The 17,519-nt window shown below is 37.1% G+C and carries 12 protein-coding genes; 7 read left to right on the top strand and 5 right to left on the bottom strand.

Annotated elements, in window-relative coordinates; translation table 11 throughout:
- Positions 1 to 254: 254 nt before the first annotated feature.
- On the top strand, positions 255 to 1,247 hold the full coding sequence (locus tag C8N37_RS04920) for an aspartate-semialdehyde dehydrogenase (RefSeq protein ID WP_108157867.1): 993 nt from the start codon (positions 255 to 257) through the stop codon (positions 1,245 to 1,247).
- Between the two features lie 831 nt (positions 1,248 to 2,078).
- On the opposite strand, the gene C8N37_RS04925 is transcribed toward C8N37_RS04920, so the two are convergent.
- Together C8N37_RS04925 and C8N37_RS04930 are read right to left on the bottom strand one after the other, a co-directional pair.
- Positions 2,079 to 3,086 (bottom strand): Kelch repeat-containing protein, encoded by a 1,008-nt coding sequence (locus tag C8N37_RS04925; RefSeq protein WP_108157868.1) that lies wholly within the window; start codon positions 3,084 to 3,086, stop codon positions 2,079 to 2,081.
- A 6-nt stretch (positions 3,087 to 3,092) separates the two neighbouring features.
- Positions 3,093 to 4,460 carry a DUF4270 family protein gene (locus tag C8N37_RS04930; protein ID WP_170114470.1) on the bottom strand — a complete coding sequence of 456 codons (1,368 nt, stop codon included), beginning with the start codon at positions 4,458 to 4,460 and terminating at the stop codon, positions 3,093 to 3,095.
- Between the two features lie 121 nt (positions 4,461 to 4,581).
- Between C8N37_RS04930 and C8N37_RS04935 the strand changes: the two genes are divergently transcribed.
- The 4 genes from C8N37_RS04935 (at position 4,582) to C8N37_RS04950 (ending at position 9,192) form a co-directional block, all read left to right on the top strand.
- Complete coding sequence (locus tag C8N37_RS04935; RefSeq protein ID WP_170114471.1) at positions 4,582 to 6,000, top strand: sensor histidine kinase; 1,419 nt, start codon at positions 4,582 to 4,584, stop codon at positions 5,998 to 6,000.
- Between the two features lie 7 nt (positions 6,001 to 6,007).
- Positions 6,008 to 6,682, top strand: a complete 675-nt coding sequence (locus C8N37_RS04940; RefSeq protein WP_108157871.1) for a response regulator transcription factor — start codon at positions 6,008 to 6,010, stop codon at positions 6,680 to 6,682.
- 134 nt (positions 6,683 to 6,816) lie between these two features.
- Positions 6,817 to 7,359: a TetR/AcrR family transcriptional regulator gene (locus C8N37_RS04945; protein ID WP_108157872.1), complete on the top strand. Its 543-nt coding sequence runs from the start codon at positions 6,817 to 6,819 to the stop codon at positions 7,357 to 7,359.
- A 126-nt stretch (positions 7,360 to 7,485) separates the two neighbouring features.
- Positions 7,486 to 9,192, top strand: a complete 1,707-nt coding sequence (locus C8N37_RS04950) for a glycoside hydrolase family 3 protein (RefSeq protein WP_186812804.1) — start codon at positions 7,486 to 7,488, stop codon at positions 9,190 to 9,192.
- Between the two features lie 79 nt (positions 9,193 to 9,271).
- Here the strand turns inward: C8N37_RS04950 and C8N37_RS04955 are convergent, their stop codons facing one another.
- A complete protein-coding gene (locus C8N37_RS04955; RefSeq protein ID WP_108158405.1) occupies positions 9,272 to 11,392 on the bottom strand; it encodes a carboxy terminal-processing peptidase in 2,121 nt (706 codons plus the stop codon).
- Positions 11,393 to 11,863: 471 nt separating this feature from the next.
- Between C8N37_RS04955 and C8N37_RS04960 the strand changes: the two genes are divergently transcribed.
- Positions 11,864 to 12,601 (top strand): dienelactone hydrolase family protein, encoded by a 738-nt coding sequence (locus tag C8N37_RS04960; RefSeq protein ID WP_108157874.1) that lies wholly within the window; start codon positions 11,864 to 11,866, stop codon positions 12,599 to 12,601.
- 24 nt (positions 12,602 to 12,625) lie between these two features.
- Here the strand turns inward: C8N37_RS04960 and C8N37_RS04965 are convergent, their stop codons facing one another.
- A complete protein-coding gene (locus C8N37_RS04965; RefSeq protein WP_108157875.1) occupies positions 12,626 to 13,756 on the bottom strand; it encodes a tetratricopeptide repeat protein in 1,131 nt (376 codons plus the stop codon).
- A gap of 502 nt (positions 13,757 to 14,258) precedes the next feature.
- Here C8N37_RS04965 and C8N37_RS04970 point away from each other — a divergent pair.
- A complete protein-coding gene (locus C8N37_RS04970) occupies positions 14,259 to 15,674 on the top strand; it encodes an arylsulfatase (RefSeq protein WP_108157876.1) in 1,416 nt (471 codons plus the stop codon).
- Positions 15,675 to 15,757: 83 nt separating this feature from the next.
- Here the strand turns inward: C8N37_RS04970 and C8N37_RS04975 are convergent, their stop codons facing one another.
- Positions 15,758 to 17,335, bottom strand: coding sequence for a DUF3843 family protein (locus C8N37_RS04975; RefSeq protein ID WP_108157877.1), 1,578 nt, complete (start codon positions 17,333 to 17,335; stop codon positions 15,758 to 15,760).
- Between the last annotated feature and the right edge of the window lie 184 nt (positions 17,336 to 17,519).

A 17,519-nucleotide genomic window follows, 5' to 3' on the forward strand; every position in this document is an offset into this window, starting at 1 on the left:
TGCAAAAGATTTTTGTATATGTTTTATCTTTAAATGCGTATAAGTTTAATTGTTAGTTTGACTTGTAAACATCGCTAAGTTTTAAGATATTTTATTAAAATCGCTTTAATTTATTGATATTAATATATATTTCCCTATTTTTTTGCAATAATGATCACATATTTAGCTCTAATTTCGTAAGTTTGAGAAATAACAATATTCTATTTAGAATATTGAGGTAAAATTTTATAACAAATTAAAGAAAAAGTAACAAAATGAAAGTCGCAGTAGTCGGCGCAACAGGCCTTGTAGGTACTGAGATGTTAACAGTGTTAGCAGCGCGCAATTTCCCAGTTTCAGAATTAATTCCAGTAGCTTCAGAGCGTAGTAAGGGTAAGGAAATTGATTTTAAGGGAAAGAAGTATAAGGTGGTTACACCATCTGAAGCTATTGCTTTAAAACCTGATGTTGCTTTGTTCTCTGCAGGTGGTGGTACTTCTCTGGAGTATGCGCCATTATTTGCTGCCGCTGGCATTACCGTTATAGACAATTCATCTGCTTGGCGTATGGATCCTACTAAAAAATTAGTAGTTCCTGAAGTGAATGGACATGTATTAACCGCTGAAGATAAAATTATTGCAAATCCAAATTGTTCAACCATACAGATGGTTGTTGCATTAAAACCCCTTCATGATAAATATAAAATAAAGCGTGTTGTCGTTTCTACTTACCAATCTGTAACAGGTACAGGGGTGAAGGCTGTTGATCAATTGATGAATGAGCGTGCTGGTATAAAAGATGGTGAGAAAGCATATGCATATGAGATCGATTTAAATGTCATTCCTCAAATTGATGTTTTTCAAGAAAACGGCTATACCAAAGAAGAAATGAAAATGATTTTGGAAACCAACAAAATCATGGGTGATGATTCTATCAAAGTAACAGCGACGACAGTTCGTATTCCAGTAATTGGAGGACACTCTGAGTCTTTAAACATTGAATTTGAACATGATTTTGATCTTGCAGATGTTCGTGCGGCGTTATCTGCACAAAGTGGTGTTATTGTCGTAGATGATCCTGCTAATCTGCAGTACCCAATGCCTAAGGATGCTCATGGTAAAGATGAAGTGTTTGTGGGTCGTATTCGTCGTGACGAATCGCAAGCGAACACCTTGAATATGTGGGTAGTTGCTGATAATTTGCGTAAAGGTGCTGCTACCAATACCATTCAAATCGCAGAAGCCTTGAAAGAAAAAGGATTAATTTAATATCATTTATATCTATAAAGGAGCTATGTCATATCGATATAGCTCCTTTGTTGTTTTCTGATTTTCAGATTGTTCATTTTTTTATTTCTACTCTGGACTGAAAAATGGATATCATGAAAATAGCATTTCATCTACTGGACAGCTCCTTTTAATCCATTTTCTTTTTAGATATCAATTCTGTCCTACTAAGCTTGACCGTTTGTTTTAAAAGTAGATGCTAATTTCCAAAATCAGTACATCATTAATTTCCTTAAGGGTACTCTTTTAGGGATAAAAAGTATTCGTTATAAGAACTTCCTAGTGATTATAAATGTTCGAAATTTTTATGCTGAGGTATGGTCCTTTTCTAAGGATGTTCTGGGGCATAAGTAGGAAGCAACATGGGGCTAGGTTGTATGTGTGAGCAGGATGTAAGCATGGTGTTTACATGATGAAAGCACCATATATATGTGAACTTAACGTGGACTCACTGTGCACTTATGGTGGACTCACCTCTATCTTGGCTCGACTTTAGCATAAATTATTACACCTATTTATTGGTCTATTATTCAATTATATAGTTTATTTTCCGACAAGTTTAGCTGTGCTAAGGCCATGATAATTATTCATTATAAAACTGATGGTAAGTTGCTGATGATAGTCATAACGGGGCTTAGATGCTTAGTCATTTTAAAGCATAACTTAGCGCTAAGCTTTTAATTTTTGTGAGCGCATAGCTAAGCTTAATAAGAAGATTTTTATGCAAGTATCATAGTTTTAAATAGTTTAAACATAAAAAAGGTTTGTATCATACGATACAAACCCTTTTTATGTTACTAATCTTGTATTAGATTATTTTACTGGAACAAATTTCCAAGTATCATAGAATTTGTTTGATCCGTTTTGACCAGTCGTTACATAACCGACATTATTAATGCCAAACCCAACAGCATCTTGTCTAGCTGAACCTTGGAAAACTTGATTGTCCTCATTCCAAACATCAGTAGTCGGATTATATTCCCAGATGGTGTTGATTACTGTAGATTTCAAACCACCTACTACATAGCCCAAGTTGTTTAATACAAAAGCAGAAGTACTTGAACGTGTTAAATTGTAAGTATATGAATTGTCATTGCGATTCAAATCATTTAAAGGTGTCCAGTTTTCACCATCAAATTTAAAGAAGTCCTCAGGGTATGCCGTATTGTCAATACCACCACCTATGTAAGCGATATTATTGATGACAAAAGCAAAACCATTTCTTCTATTAGATCTTAATGGACTCTCTACTGCTTTCCATTCGTTAGTTGTAGGATTATATCTGTAAAAAGATTTCACGTTTGTATTGTTGTCGTTACCTCTAGAACCAGTACCCACATATCCAAAACCACCTACTGAGAAGGCAACCGCACCATAGCGAGCAGCATCAACAGGAAGATCAGCGATCTTAGTCCAAGTGTTAGCTGTAGCATCATATTTATAAAAATCCGATAATGCATTTGTTCCATCAAAACCAGTACCAACATAGCCATTGTTACCAATTGCAAAAGCAACTGCACCATTACGGGCAACACCAGGAAATTCAGCTCTTTGAGACCAAGTCTCAGTCGTTGGATTAAATGCCCATATATCTTTTTTTCGAACAGATACTTGACCTTCTGTTGCAATACCAGTTGCTACATAAGCGATATTGTTTATTAAGAAAGATACTGCCCCACTTCTTGCACCACCATCGAAAGCAGAACCTCGAGTCCATTCTATTACTTCATCTGTATCATCACTATTCTTTGATTTACAAGAGTAAGTAGAGAAAGTAACGACGCATGCTAATATTACTAGTAGCCAATTTTTCTTGTTCATAAACTGTTAAAATTTAGTATATAAGATGTTTAATTTTATTTTTGGGTTGTTATTTGCATCTTTTGCCACAATAAGCCTGTCTGTTTTAGAGAATAATCCTGTTGTTGGTACACTCAAAAATAAAGAGGTATTATAAAAGCTTTCTTTTTTGATATTATTTAAATATTCAATCAAATTGAACGTATATTTTGCATTAGCTCCAAAGTTATTCGTGCCCGAATATGCTGCTTGTTGTATGGTTGTCGTAAAAGGTGAATTAATCATACTAATCGGATTTCCTCCTGAATTAGCCACCATTAAGATTACACTTGATGGTGAGTTGAAAAATGAATTATAATATTTACCTTCTGTCTCTATAACGAGTTCTGCCTTATTAATCGCTACAGTTGGATCGTTCACTAAAGCTAAAAGTGTCGGAAAAGTGATTTTAACAACAGTACCTGTACTTCCTTCTAAGAATACATCGCCCTCTGTTACTGTGCTTTTTAACTCAGGGTTTGTGAGGTTCAAAGTACTGAAGGCAGTTCCTGCACGATCTGCTTCAACATTGTTAAATTGATATGCTTTATCTCCTAAATCAAATTTAGCAACCGAATTGACTTTAAATCCTTCTGCATTGATGAAGTTATAATGGATCTGCATCACAACCGTATCTGAATAACCAATGATAGCTGTATTACTATTTCCAGGAACCAGTGCAATACCTTTGAAAAATTCAGCAAAGTTGTCATCTGATGAAATTGCTGAATGTCCCTCCTTAATATAAGAAAATAATTTGTTGCCGAATGTATTGTCCAATTTAATAGAGACAGAATCTAATTGGTTAACAAAAGGTTTGAATGATAAAGTTCCCAATGCGTTAGGAGCATACGCGAATTTTTGATTATTGTAGATAGCAGCACCACTTACAAACACAGGTCTTTCATTGATATCAGCACCCGAGTTGACTTCTTTAAGTGTAATTTGCTGTGTAACTTCATGAACAGCTATGGTTTGTGTTTTTGTTGTATCGCCGTAAAAATATTTGTTGGGTTTTAACACAAATGTGATCGAATCATATTGCGCTGCAGTAGGAATGGAGGCAGTCGTGATATTTCCGATTCCAAGGCGCATATAAGAAGTTGCACTCACAGATCCGGTAGTTGTATTGGAGTTCTTGCCAACGAGGATCACTCCAGTTCCTGATGTAGGTACATCATCAAGTTGATAAGTGGATGCATTCACTTGAATCGAATCAATAGGAACAATGCCCATGGATTCATCTCTTGAATTGTCTAAAGAGAGCGAAATATCTTTATTACATGCTGAAATGCCTATCAGTAATAACGCTGAGAATAAAAATTGAATACTACGTCTCTTAAAATTTCTTATCATGCTTAAAAATTGAATAATGCAAATGTAATCAATGCGCATTGTTAATCAGTGTTATATTTTGTTAAATATGGTTAATTACCAAGGCGAATGCAAATCTAGTAATTTAAATTTGTTTTTAATTATGGCACATAAGTTTAAATTATTGATAACACTTTCGGTATTAACTGGTATCGGGATGATTAGTATCCTGATGATTTGGTTATACGGAAGTTATAATAATCGCCTTGAGCTCTTTCTTTCTTCAGCAGAAAGAAGCATGTTTAATGTGGTTCAGGACGTTTATCAATCTCATAGCAACGAGATTAAAAGTGAGCAAGGGGGTGCTTTAGGAACCTTACGAAAAAATCTGAGGACAAAATACACGGATGCTGAGATCGATACACTTTTCAAGGATTTGGTTTCTAACCATAAAGGTCACCCTATGAAAGGGGATAACGGTATGCCGCATGATTTTAAACAAAAGCACCTGAATGGTAAATCTGGAGGAGAGATGATGGCTCCTTATCTATTTTTGCAAATTAGGATGTCTGATAGCATGATTGCAGAGATAAAAGATAAATTTCATACTGCACTTGAAGCGAAGGGTGTACGTGCCGATTATGAAATTACAACTGAAATATTCCCGCGTGATAGTCTTTTTGCTATTCGTAAGGAATACCGTGCGAAAAAACTATCTTGGACGCGTCCCATCATGATTGATGGGGTCGAGAGCAAATTTTTGATTGTCAAATTTAAGCAAGTTTGGAAAAATCTATTGTTTGATCTGGGGTGGCAATTGGGTATTGCGATTCTTTTGATCAGTATATTTATAGGTTCATTTCTGTATCTTTTTAAAACACTCTTTCGACAGAATCGACTTGCAGAGATGCAAAAAGCATTTGTCAACAATATGACACATGAATTGAAAACGCCTGTTTCAACCGTGATGACCGCTATTGAGGCGATACAACTTTACGGCGTAAGGCATGATCATGAAAAAATGGATCGTTATTTAGCGATTTCCAGAAATGAGCTCGACCACCTCTCTGCTATGATTGATCGTGTTTTACAATTGGACGTGGACGAACATACTGGACTAAAATTGGATAAAAGTGAAGTGGATCTTATTCAAGTTTTGAAAGATGCTGCCAACACTTTTGGAATTCATGTCAACAAGCAGGTAATGATATCTTTGGATATGGAGATGCCTTCTTTATGGATCAATGCTGATATCTCGCATTTAAGAAATGTTATTAATAACTTGTTGGAAAATGCAGTTAAGTATTCTGGAGATCCTGTCGAAATTAATTTAAATGCGCAAGAGTATCCCAATGATATCGAATTTACGGTTTCGGACAAGGGTAAAGGTATTGCTGTTGAATATCAAAAAGAGATTTTCGAGATGTTTTTTCGAGTGCCTGAAGGAAATTTACATCAAGTAAAGGGCTTTGGAATTGGTTTGGCATATGTGCGACAAGTTATTGTGCAGCATGGTGGGAAAATAACTGTCAAAAGCAGTTTAAATAAAGGGAGTACCTTTATTGTTAAATTACCAAAATAATAGGATTATGATTGATATCTTATATGTAGAAGATGAGTCAAGTTTAGCTCTTATTGTTGCAGATAGTTTGGAAACGAATGGTTTCTCTGTCCGGCATTGTCAGGAAGGGAAGAGTGCTTTGCGAGCGTTTGAGAAGGAAAAACCGGATATCTTGTTGATTGATGTAATGATGCCTGTTATGGACGGTTTTACTTTGGCTACTCATATCCGAGAGCGCGATAGTCAAATTCCTATTATTTTTCTGACTGCTCGGGTACAAACGGAGGATGTTGTTAAAGGATTTCATTTAGGGGCAAACGATTATGTGAAAAAACCTTTTCGCATTGAGGAACTTGTTGTTCGTATTGAATCGCTGTTAAAAAATAGTCCAAAAATGCAGTTTAGTCAAAATTTGATGATTGGCGATTATGTCCTCGATAGTCTCAAGCAAACACTGAGTTACCATGGAGACATGATCAAATTGTCTTATCGGGAGAGTGAATTATTGCGAAGCCTATATGAGAATAGAAATCAAGTTGTACCGCGTGAAGATATTATGAAAACCTATTGGAGTTATGATAAATATTTTTCGGGTAGAAGTTTGGATGTTTTTATCAGTAGGATCCGTAAATATTTAAATAAAGATGCCCGCATTAAGATTACGAATATACGAGGCATCGGTTATATGCTATCTGTTGATTAAAGAATATTTATAGACTGTTTTTTTTGAATAAATTGTTAATTTATAGCGGTTTAAAATGTTTTCATATTCAACTTAGATAAATTGGATATAAAATACAATTTATCTAAGTTTGTATGCAGTAAAAAAAGTGTAAAATGAAAGATAGTGTATTGAGTAGAAAAGAGAAAATTATTCGTGAGGCTTTGAATTTATTTTCTGAGCAAGGATATGCCGATACCTCTACCAAAGCTATCGCTCAAAATGCTGGTGTCTCTGAGGCCTTGATTTTTAAACATTTTGGCAATAAAGATGCGCTATTGGTTCATTTGATCAAGGCTGGATATCGCAAAGTCCTTACTCACCACAAAGGGATGATGACTTATGTCGATTCTAAAGATTTTTTACGCAAGATGATTAATCTACCCAGTAAATTGGTCGCGGACGAGCCCATTTTTTGGAAACTTCAAGAGCGCCTTTCTCATCATCCTTTTTCGAAACAGCAGCATGAGCAGTTTATGAAACCTGTTCAAGCCATTATCGTGAGAGCTTTCAAAGAATTAGGCTATAAAAACCCAGATCTGGAAACCGAACTGCTTTTAATAGTCATCGATACCCTATGGAAAAAAGAGGCTAATGGCGAACTTGATCATGCCATGGAATTAGCGATCCTCCTAGAACAGAAATACGATTTGATTTAATTTTCATCTTGTTTTTTGGAACGAACTATGCAAGTTTGTGCATGTTTTATCAAATTTGTTGCATAAACTGTTTTTTATTATGTAAAAAATGTCCGTTCTTAGTACTCAATTTTATACAAACTAATTATGTTAAAAAAACTAGCTCTAGTTGTCGTCGCATTGACATCATCTATCTCTTTTTCACAAGCACAGGACAAAAAAGACTTTGTCAAGTATATCAATTCCCCACATACTTGGGTGGACTCTGTCTTTAATACATTGACTCCCAAAGAACGTATAGCACAATTATTTTTAGTACGTGCACATACCAATCTGGGACAGCGCTACATAGACTCTGTTGCTCAGGTGATTAAAAATGAACAGTTGGGAGGTCTTGTTGTTTTTCAAGGTGGACCTGTTCGTCACGTCGATATGTTCAACAAATACCAGCAACTTTCCAAAGTACCTTTATTGATTACATTTGATGGAGAGTGGGGTTTAGGCATGCGTTTACCGGATTCCACATTATCCTATCCTTATCAAATGACATTGGGTGCAGTTCAAAATGATCAGTTGATTTATCAAATGGGGCAAGAAGTTGCAAAAGATTTTCACCGGATTGGTATGCACTTTAATTTTGCTCCAGTAGTGGATATTAATAATAATCCTAAAAACCCTGTGATCGGTTTTCGGTCCTTTGGTGACAATAAAGAAAATGTGACCCGCAAAGCCAAAGCATATATGGATGGGATGATGAATGGTGGTATCATTTCATCCCTGAAGCATTTTCCTGGGCATGGAGATACGGATGTAGATTCGCACCATGATTTGCCTCAGCTTACGTTTAGCAAAGATCGTTTGGAGGCTTTGGAAATGTTTCCGTTTAAAGAATTGATCAAAGCGGGTGCACCAGCGATCATGGTTGCCCATATGAATATTCCGAGTTTAGATCCAGCCCCCAATATTCCTTCTTCTATTTCAAGACCTATTGTAACCGGTATACTCCGTGAAGAATTAGGATTTCGTGGTCTGACGGTCACGGATGCTATGGATATGAATGGTGTTAAAAAGTTTTTCCCTAATGGTGAAGCTGATGTCATGGCTATTATAGCTGGACATGATTTGTTAGAGATCTCTGAAAATAGCAACCGCGCGATTGATTTAGTGCTTCAAGCTATTCAAGAGGGGAGGATCAATCAAGCGGATGTAGATGCACGCGTGAAAAAAGTACTTGCTTCTAAATTATGGTTAGGTTTAGATCACTATAAAGATGTCAACACGACCAATCTTTATGGTGAGTTGAATAGAACTTCCGCCAAACAATTGATCGATCAGTTGGCTGAAGCATCTGTTACTGTTTTAAAATCTACCGATAAAATAAAAGTATTTAAAAAATCAGAAAAAACAGCAATTGTTAATATTGGATTAAAATCTCCAGCTGCTTTTCAACAGATTATGGCAGATGCTTTATCGGATGAGACCCAGTATTATATCAGCGATGAAACAAGTAAAGATGAACTCAAAAAGATCATCAAGGAAGTCAAAAGAAATAAGCAGATCATCTTGGCTATTCATGATACACGGTCTCGTCCTCGTCCACAATTTCCTATAAACGAAGAGGTACAAAATCTAGTTAAAAAGCTCGCTAAAAAATCAATTGTTACCTTCTTTACCAATCCCTATGCGATGGATGGTTTTAAAGGTGTACAAAAAAGTAAAACCATACTCGTCGCCTATCAGAATGATGAGTTTATGCAAAGAGCTGCAGCAAAAGCGATATTGGGACAGTATGTGACAACAGGTAAATTACCCGTCACCATCAACAAACACTTCAAGTACGCTGCCGGAAAATAAGTCCTTATCTACCTTTAATATAATAAGAAAAGGGCTGATCTATTGATCAGCCCTTTCTTTCTTTTTTTATTTCATTTCCTTACTTCTTTTCTTGGATGATGAAGTCTGTCATCACTTTAGCACTTTCATCCTGTACAAAGTCAAACTCCATCTTAGGTTGTGGTTTTCCCTCTTCCCATAGTGGTAAGCCTCTTTGTTTCAATAAAGCATTTACACGATCTCTATTTTTCTTTTGATTATCGTCGCGTTCTTTTTTGAATTTATCAAGTTGCAAAGGTATTTTAGTTTCTTCGTCACGTTTTTCAAATGAAGCAATATCCTCCAGTAAGAACTTGTATTCGGTTGAGTTTTTCATTCTGGCTTCATGCTCTTGCTCCAATTTTTTATTGATCGGAGTTAAATCAGCCACTTTTTTATAGGTACTTGATTTTATTTGATCCCATGGTAAAGCAGACGGTTCCGAACTTTCTCCAAACTTTTCAGCTGAATATTGTGTTGGGAATGTGACATCAGGACTTACTCCTTTATGTTGTGTACTGCTACCATTGACACGGTAAAACTTACCTAAGGTAATATTGATCTGACCATATTCAGGCGCTCCGTTAGGGGTGTCTGGATCTTTCTCTTGTTGTGCTTTCAATAATAATTTACTTGTAGGGCTGATCACGCGAGACATATCCACGGCAGACTGTACCGTACCCTTACCGTACGATTGTGAACCTAATATCACTCCACGTCCATAATCCTGTATAGCACCCGCAAAAATTTCGGAAGCAGAAGCAGAAAAACGATTGATCATAACACCTAATGGGCCATCCCATGATACACCTGCATTACGATCCTCTTCAACATCTATTGAATTGCGCACATCACGTACTTGTACCACTGGACCTTTGTCAATGAATAAACCGGTCAGGTCGATCGCCTCTGGAAGAGATCCTCCACCATTGAATCGTAAGTCAATCAGCACAGCATCTACTTTTTCTTGTTTCAGCGTATCCAATAATAACCGAACATCACGAGTTGTACTTTTGTAGTTTGGATCACGTTTGCGGTAGGCTTCAAAATCCATGTAGAATTTTGGAATATTAATGACACCAACACGGTAAGTTTTACCATCAGTGCCTTTTACATTCAAGATTTCCTTTTTAGCAGACTCCTCAGCCACTACGATGCGTTCTCTCGTTAAAGATACGATTTTAGGGTGTGCGCCAATGGGTTGACCAGCAGGTATAATCTTCAATCGTACAAGTGTTCCAGCAGGCCCTTTGATTTTCGCGACTGCAGCATCTAATCTCCAACCTATGATATCTTCAAATTCACCATCTTTTCCCTGTGCCACCCCTACGATCTTATCATCTATCGCTAGGCTTTTGTCTTTAAAAATAGGTCCGCCCGGAATAATTTCACTGATGGTCACCATCTCGTTATCAATTGTCAATCGTGCACCAATACCTTCAAATGTATTAGCCATTCCCTCATTAAAGGCTTGTGCAAAAGAAGGGTTGAAATACGAAGTATGTGGATCTACAGCATCTGTCAATGCGGTCATGATCAACTGAAATGCATCATTTGAATTTGTTTTTTTACCCTGAGAGATCAAATTGTTATAACGCTTACGCAAGGTCTCTTTTTGCTTGGTTTCCGTGCTATCTGTTTTTTTAGCAGTTGTCATTTCCAGATTCAACAAATCATATTTCACACGATGTTTCCATTGCGTATCGGCTTCGGCTGTATTTTTGAACCAACCTAATTTCTCTCTGCTCGGAAGAAAATATTCATCTAGAGTAAAATCTTGCTTAACATCCACTTGTTTGAGCGCATATTGCATGCGTTCCAAATAGCGCTTGGAGTACACATTGAAAATATGAAAAGGCGCGGATAAATCACCATTTCTAAAATCTTGAGCGATTGTATTGCGGTATTGTTGAAATTCATCGATATCGGACTGTAATAGGTAGTTTTTTCCTTGATCCAACGTTTTTATTAAATTGTCAAAAACAATCTTCGAGATGGAATCATTCAGTTGTACTTTTTTATAACTGGTCGATTCTAAGAGTCCTGCAACTTCTTTTGCGATGACTTCGTGTTGTGCGCTAGGCTTTAAACCTCCTTCTACTTCGGTTAAATTAACTCGCGGCTTCGAGCCGCAGGAGACGATCGAAATAACAAAAAGGGTGAATATTAGCTTTTTAAACATATTTTCTATAATTTTAATAGTCATTTTTAATATATGAGATAGCGCTTTAAATCCAAAGAGCTAAATTTAAAGAATTTCAGTTCATATTTTTAACAAATCAACAAATTTATTTGATACTTTATTTGAAACATCTCTAATATTTATATTTCTTGTAATAATAACTCATTTTAATGAATTTAAGTATCTTTATCCAACAAGCAATTGATGCTGTAATAATAATGTTATAAGAAGATCATGTGCTTCAGTCGGTTTAAGAGCCATATCAGTTGTGCGTACAATATGCGTCTCACGAACAATGAAATTTAGCAGAGCGACCTCTATAGTCGTAGTTTAGACGATAAGAGCAGCAGTCAAGATCCAATGGCACAGCATATACGTGTTTAAAAACGAAGTACTAATTAACTAAACAAAGCTGGATACCAGATGTTCATTTCACTTCATAATATAGAAACTTATCAATAATAATAGCTAATGAAAAATTTAATAATGACCATTATATGTTTGTGCGTCACGGAGACCAGTTTCGGGCAACTTAAAAACATCCGCTATTCAGATGGCGACCAAGGATTAACGGGTTTATTAAATACGGATGCTGGTGAAGGTGCACCAGGTGTATTGATTCTTCCAGCTTGGATGGGTATTGATGATGAAGCTACGCAAGCTGCTGTACAGCTGAGCAAGGAAGGGTATATCACCTTTGTTGCCGATATCTATGGCGATGGCAATAAGCCGACTACTGCAGCAGAAGCGGGGCAACAGGCTGGAAAATATAAGCAGGACTACCAAGCTTATCAAAGAAGGATTCGTCTTGCTCTAGAGCAGCTGGTCAAAGCTGGAGCGAGTCCACGTCGTTTGGCTGTTATGGGCTACTGTTTTGGTGGTACCGGAGCTTTAGAAGCTGCAAGAGCAGGCTTAGAAGTGCAAGGTGTCATTTCTGTACATGGCAACCTTGGTAAAGGTAGTCGTCCAGATGGAGCGCTCAAGACTAAAATATTGGTTCTTCATGGTGCCGCAGACCCACATGTATCAGCACAAGAAATTGCAAATTTTAGAAAAGAAGTGGAAACCGCGCATGCCGATTGGCAAATGATTTATTATGCTGACGCTAAACATGCTTTTACCAATCCTGCGAGTGCTGATTTTCAGCCGATAGCCGCACAGCGATCCTGGAAACATTTACTTGTTTTTTTAGATGAAATATTGAAATAAGTGCGACTCTTTTCAAGCTATAGATTAATGAGCGTATTCCTCTATAGCTTGATGAAAGGAAGCTTTTAGTTTTGCAAAGTCCTCATACGTATTTTCTGCTTGTTTATAGTCTTTTAGAAGGATGTATACCTCTCCCAGTTTATCTAAAACTGCGAGCTCAAGCTGTATGTCTTTTCTTTCACGTGCCAGGAGAAGAGCTGAAAGGAATTCTTTTTTTGCGATTTTGATATTATTGTCTAACAGTTTAGACGAAGCAAGTACATATTCTATAGCCGCCAGTTCATGGGTTAGTTTTTTATTTTCTGCGAGTTGTTGCGCCTGCAGTAAAAACCATTGTGCTTCGGTAAATTTATTTTGGTCAAAATATACTTGAGCGAGTTGTTGCCAAGCAATGATCTTATCCCCATAAGCCTTTGATTTGTTATAAAGGGGTATCGCTTTCCTAATGATATCCAGTTCTGCGCCATCATAGTTTTTCATCCCAGCTTTAGCCATAGCAATCTGCATCCAAGCATTTGCTTGTTCATGGGTGTTTTTTGACTGGACAGCAGACTTCAAATTTTCCTGTGCAGCCAGTTCTGCTTTTTCAAATTTTCCTGCATAAAGTAACACAACAGCAAGATTTTGGTTCAATAGTGTTTTGTCCAGTTTATGGTTTCCTTTAGCAGCAATTTGGATCGCATTTTCAAAATAAGCGATTGCTTGATCTGGTAAATTATGATTTACCGCAAATAAACCGGCTTCATTTAAAAGGCTGTAGTTTGCGTGATCATCGTATTGTTGCCCGATACGGACTAATAGTTCATTCCATTTGCCTAAATCAGTAGGTACTGGATGGATTAAATATTGAAATTGTGCCTGATCTGTCAAGCTTTTAATTTGCGTGAGCAAGGTTTTATAACGCAGTTCCTGAGCTATTTTTTTTGCAAAATCTTTTCGCGTGCTGCTATCAAATAGCTCTATTAATTGTTCTGTTTTGCTCTTAGGAGGTGGGAGAATATATACCTTCGGGCCTATACCTTTAAAATCACTATTATACTTTATGATGGTATTCGTATTATCTGTGCTTGATTCCTGAGCATACGACATGAAGCAGCCTATCAAAAGATAGCTACTGGTAAGAAAAGTAATTTTCCAATATTTCTTTTTAGTCATGTATATCCCTGCTGTTAGTGAGGTTATTGCAAATATGGAGAAAAAATGTGTAAAATACTGTTAAAGGGATAACTAGAACGTGGCGTGCACCTATTTTTAACGAAAAAATTAAATTTTCAAGATTTTAAAGGAGTTCATAATACACGGATTGATTATCCGATATCAACCCTAAATCTGAAAATCGAACCCATCTTAATTTTCTGTAAAGCACACTATATAATATACAAATTGGAGTTGCCTATCTATATCTTCTTACCACTGTAACTTTTTTATCGAAAAAACTGATTTGCTTGCATCAAGTTTTAACCTTTCATTTATCTTCTTTACTTTAGCTTCTGATCAATCCTCTAAACTTTAATCTTTTATACATGACAATCAAAAAGAGACGTGTAAGATTTGTTCATGTCCTATCGTAATTTGGGAAATCTATTCCCCATGATCTTTAGATCTTTGTGAACTTATTTCAACCATTTTTAATTTACAAGAGTAATAAACCAATAAAATGAAAAAACCAGCACTATTTGCGTTATTTTTTGCCCTGAGCAGCATTGCCATAGCACAAAAGAAAAGCGATCGACCTAATATTGTCTTTATCATGGCGGATGACCTGGGATATGGTGATCTTGGAGCTTATGGGCAGCGAATCATCGAAACAAAGCATCTGGATGCTTTAGCAAAACAGGGGATGCGTTTTGATAACTTTTATGCCGGTACTTCTGTTTGTGCACCTTCCCGATCCGCTTTGATGACTGGTCAACATACCGGACATACGCCTGTGCGTGGTAATAAAGAATTAGAACCCGAGGGACAGCAACCCTTAGCAGATTCGGTGCAGACGATCGCGATGCTATTGCAAAAGGCAGGTTACGCGACAGGTGCATTTGGAAAATGGGGATTAGGTATGGTGGATACCTACGGTTCTCCGAATCGGAAGGGCTTTGATGAGTTCTATGGCTATAACTGCCAGCGACAATCCCATCGTTATTATCCAACACATCTGTGGCATAATCAAGAACGTATCGAGTTAGAAGGAAATGGTTTAATGGCCAAAGGGCAATATGCTCCAGAGCTGATTCAAGAAAAAACACTGGAATTTATTGAAAACAATCAGGATCGACCTTTTTTCCTGTATGTTCCGACGGTATTACCACACGCCGAATTATCCGGACCTGATGATCAATTTTATGCGCAATATGCCAACACATTTGATGAAAAAGCGCATAAAGGAAATGACTATGGTTCTACAGCGACCATTGCAGGATACGCTTCTGTGGCTAAACCAAGAGCTACTTATGCCAGTATGGTCAGCCGTATGGATGCACAGGTTGGACAAATAGTTGAAAAGCTCAAAGCGTTAAATTTATTGGACAATACCATCATTGTCTTTACAAGTGATAATGGATCACATCGCGAAGGAGGTGCGGATCCCGAATTTTTCAACAGTTCCGGAGGTTTGAGAGGGTACAAACGCGATCTGTATGAGGGTGGTGTAAAAACACCATTTATTGTTTATTGGCAAGGAAAAGTGTCTCCAGGATCTACTTCTGATTATTTAGGGGCATTTTGGGATGTTATGCCCACTCTAGCAGAAGTTGCGCAGGCAGGAAAACCGCAATATACAGACGGTATTTCGTTTGTTCCGACATTACTTGGAAAACCTAAAAAGCAAAAGCAGCATGATTACTTATATTGGGAGTTTCATGAAGATGGCGGCCGTCAAGCGGTGCGTCAAGGTGATTGGAAATTGATTTTGCAAAAAGTGAAAAGTGGAAATCCTATCCCCGAATTGTATAACCTGAAACAGGATCCTCAGGAACAAAACAACTTGGCCGCAAGTAGTCCCCAAAAAGTGGAGGCCTTGCGTAAAATTACAACAAAAGCACATGTGGAAAATCGTGATTTTCCCTTAGTTAGATAAGAGAGTGAGAAGGTTAGAGCTGGAGGTTAGATATTTAGAATGTTCTCACCTACTAACTAGCTCACCTTCTCACTTTTTTCACCTTACTTAATCATGATATGTGGTTGATTGTGATAGGTTTCACTTTTATAAAAACGAATAAGGAAATCCAATGTTTCGCGTGTTAATGGATAGAAAAACTGCTCATTGATTTCCTTTTGGTAAACTTCATAATAATGTTGTACGAGTCCAACAGAGAAAAACTTCTGAACCAATAGTTGCAATAAGTTTTGCGCATAGTTTGTTGGTTCATGTTCATCTTCCACAAAAAATGGATTATTTTTTAAGGGGAAAAGATTTTCAATACCACCAAAAAATTCCAGACCTATTTTCGGATTATAAAATGCGGTCACAGGCGTATCCTTAGAAGCATTGGGGTTAGCCACCTCTTCGATGAGCGGTAGCCCTACTTGTTCACGATATGCTGTGGTGAGCTCATGGATGTAACCTGAAATTTCAGCTTCCTTCATAAATGCCAGCAGGCCGTCATGCTTGTCCATAAATAACGTTTTTACATCTTCCACCTGTTGTTCTGCTTTTTCAATATGGCTCCTTTTACCCTTTAGTGCTTCTACCAAATAAGCTTGATCCATTTCTTGGTCAGCAGTCAGGTCGATTTGATCAGCATCAACAGCAGACATCATACCCGATAAGTTCCAAGCATCTTGCCATGGAACAATCTCCATATAGAATAATTGTGCAGCTGGAGGCTCCTGGAAATTTTGAATTGAATTTTGATTGACAAAAAAGAGTTCCCCTGTAGTCAAGTGTTTCAATTGTAGGCGTTCCGCTTCTAATTTTTCAAATTCAAAGAAGCTATCGATCCGTTTTCCAATTTGGCGTACCTGCTCATATTGTGGATGATGAGGAGTTAAAGTCGAGGCAACAAATTCACAAGATCTTAAACCCAATAGATGTAAACGGAAGAAAACAAAGTGATTATCGCGCACGCGGAAAGTCATTTGATTCAAATACGCAGGATCATGCTGATAGCGACCTAAGTCTGCAATATCCATATGCTGCATCAAACTGTTGTAATAATAACCTCCCGTGATATAGTTGGTTGCGATTACCTTTTCCGCAAAATTGCGAACCTCCAGATAATTGGCATCCGCTGCTAGTTCGTATTCCTTTTGTAATAAGGTATTTTCTGGTGCGACCTCATAGTGCTCTTCCAGCACCGCATAAGCAAGATCTGTTACTAAAGCGAGCAAACGACCTTCTTTATCTAAGAAAAGGTGCGGATTACGCTCGCTGAAAAACAACCAAGAAAGAACCAGTACATCCTGCGGATTGATATCTTCAGGGAAATAGTCTGTTAAATCCTGATCCTCAAAAAAGGGAAGCATTTTTCCATACAGCGCTTTGTGCTCTGTTCTGAAAGCATCAAAAAGCTTTGTTCCAGAAACTACATCCTCGAGATAGCAGGTCAAGTAAACGCTGAGTGTTTTTATAATTTCAGGTCTGATCAGCGCATCTGTTTCTTCTTCGTCAAACCATAATGTGCTTAGCGCATCGTGTATGTCATTGGCAACTTGTAAATAATAACGATCGGCATCCGATCTTCCTTGATAAGGATGTTGTCCTAGCCAATCTTGTATATAAATACGATTTTTGTTCATCAAATAAATAGTTAATGAGTATAAGTTTCAGTATGTAAATGAGCCTATTTTTTTATAATTAAGGTGATGAGAATACGAGCAGTACCGTTGTTCATCTTGTTTTAAAAAACAATTTTACTGTTGATAAGTCTCCTATATAAAATGCTCATCCAAAAATAGCCAAATTTTTGAATTCCATAAATTG

It is taken from the genome of Sphingobacterium faecium, from assembly GCF_003054045.1.
Classification (GTDB): Bacteria; Bacteroidota; Bacteroidia; order Sphingobacteriales; family Sphingobacteriaceae; genus Sphingobacterium; species Sphingobacterium faecium.

Coding starts and splice junctions, on each gene's coding strand:
- C8N37_RS04920 (WP_108157867.1), top strand. CDS start 255: ATGAAAGTCGCAGTAGTCGGCGCAACAGGCCTTGTAGGTACTGAGATG.
- C8N37_RS04970 (WP_108157876.1), top strand. CDS start 14,259: ATGAAAAAACCAGCACTATTTGCGTTATTTTTTGCCCTGAGCAGCATT.
- C8N37_RS04975 (WP_108157877.1), bottom strand. CDS start 17,335: ATGAACAAAAATCGTATTTATATACAAGATTGGCTAGGACAACATCCT.
- C8N37_RS04960 (WP_108157874.1), top strand. CDS start 11,864: ATGAAAAATTTAATAATGACCATTATATGTTTGTGCGTCACGGAGACC.
- C8N37_RS04930 (WP_170114470.1), bottom strand. CDS start 4,460: ATGATAAGAAATTTTAAGAGACGTAGTATTCAATTTTTATTCTCAGCG.
- C8N37_RS04965 (WP_108157875.1), bottom strand. CDS start 13,756: ATGACTAAAAAGAAATATTGGAAAATTACTTTTCTTACCAGTAGCTAT.
- C8N37_RS04950 (WP_186812804.1), top strand. CDS start 7,486: ATGTTAAAAAAACTAGCTCTAGTTGTCGTCGCATTGACATCATCTATC.
- C8N37_RS04925 (WP_108157868.1), bottom strand. CDS start 3,086: ATGAACAAGAAAAATTGGCTACTAGTAATATTAGCATGCGTCGTTACT.
- C8N37_RS04945 (WP_108157872.1), top strand. CDS start 6,817: ATGAAAGATAGTGTATTGAGTAGAAAAGAGAAAATTATTCGTGAGGCT.
- C8N37_RS04935 (WP_170114471.1), top strand. CDS start 4,582: ATGGCACATAAGTTTAAATTATTGATAACACTTTCGGTATTAACTGGT.
- C8N37_RS04955 (WP_108158405.1), bottom strand. CDS start 11,392: ATGTTTAAAAAGCTAATATTCACCCTTTTTGTTATTTCGATCGTCTCC.
- C8N37_RS04940 (WP_108157871.1), top strand. CDS start 6,008: ATGATTGATATCTTATATGTAGAAGATGAGTCAAGTTTAGCTCTTATT.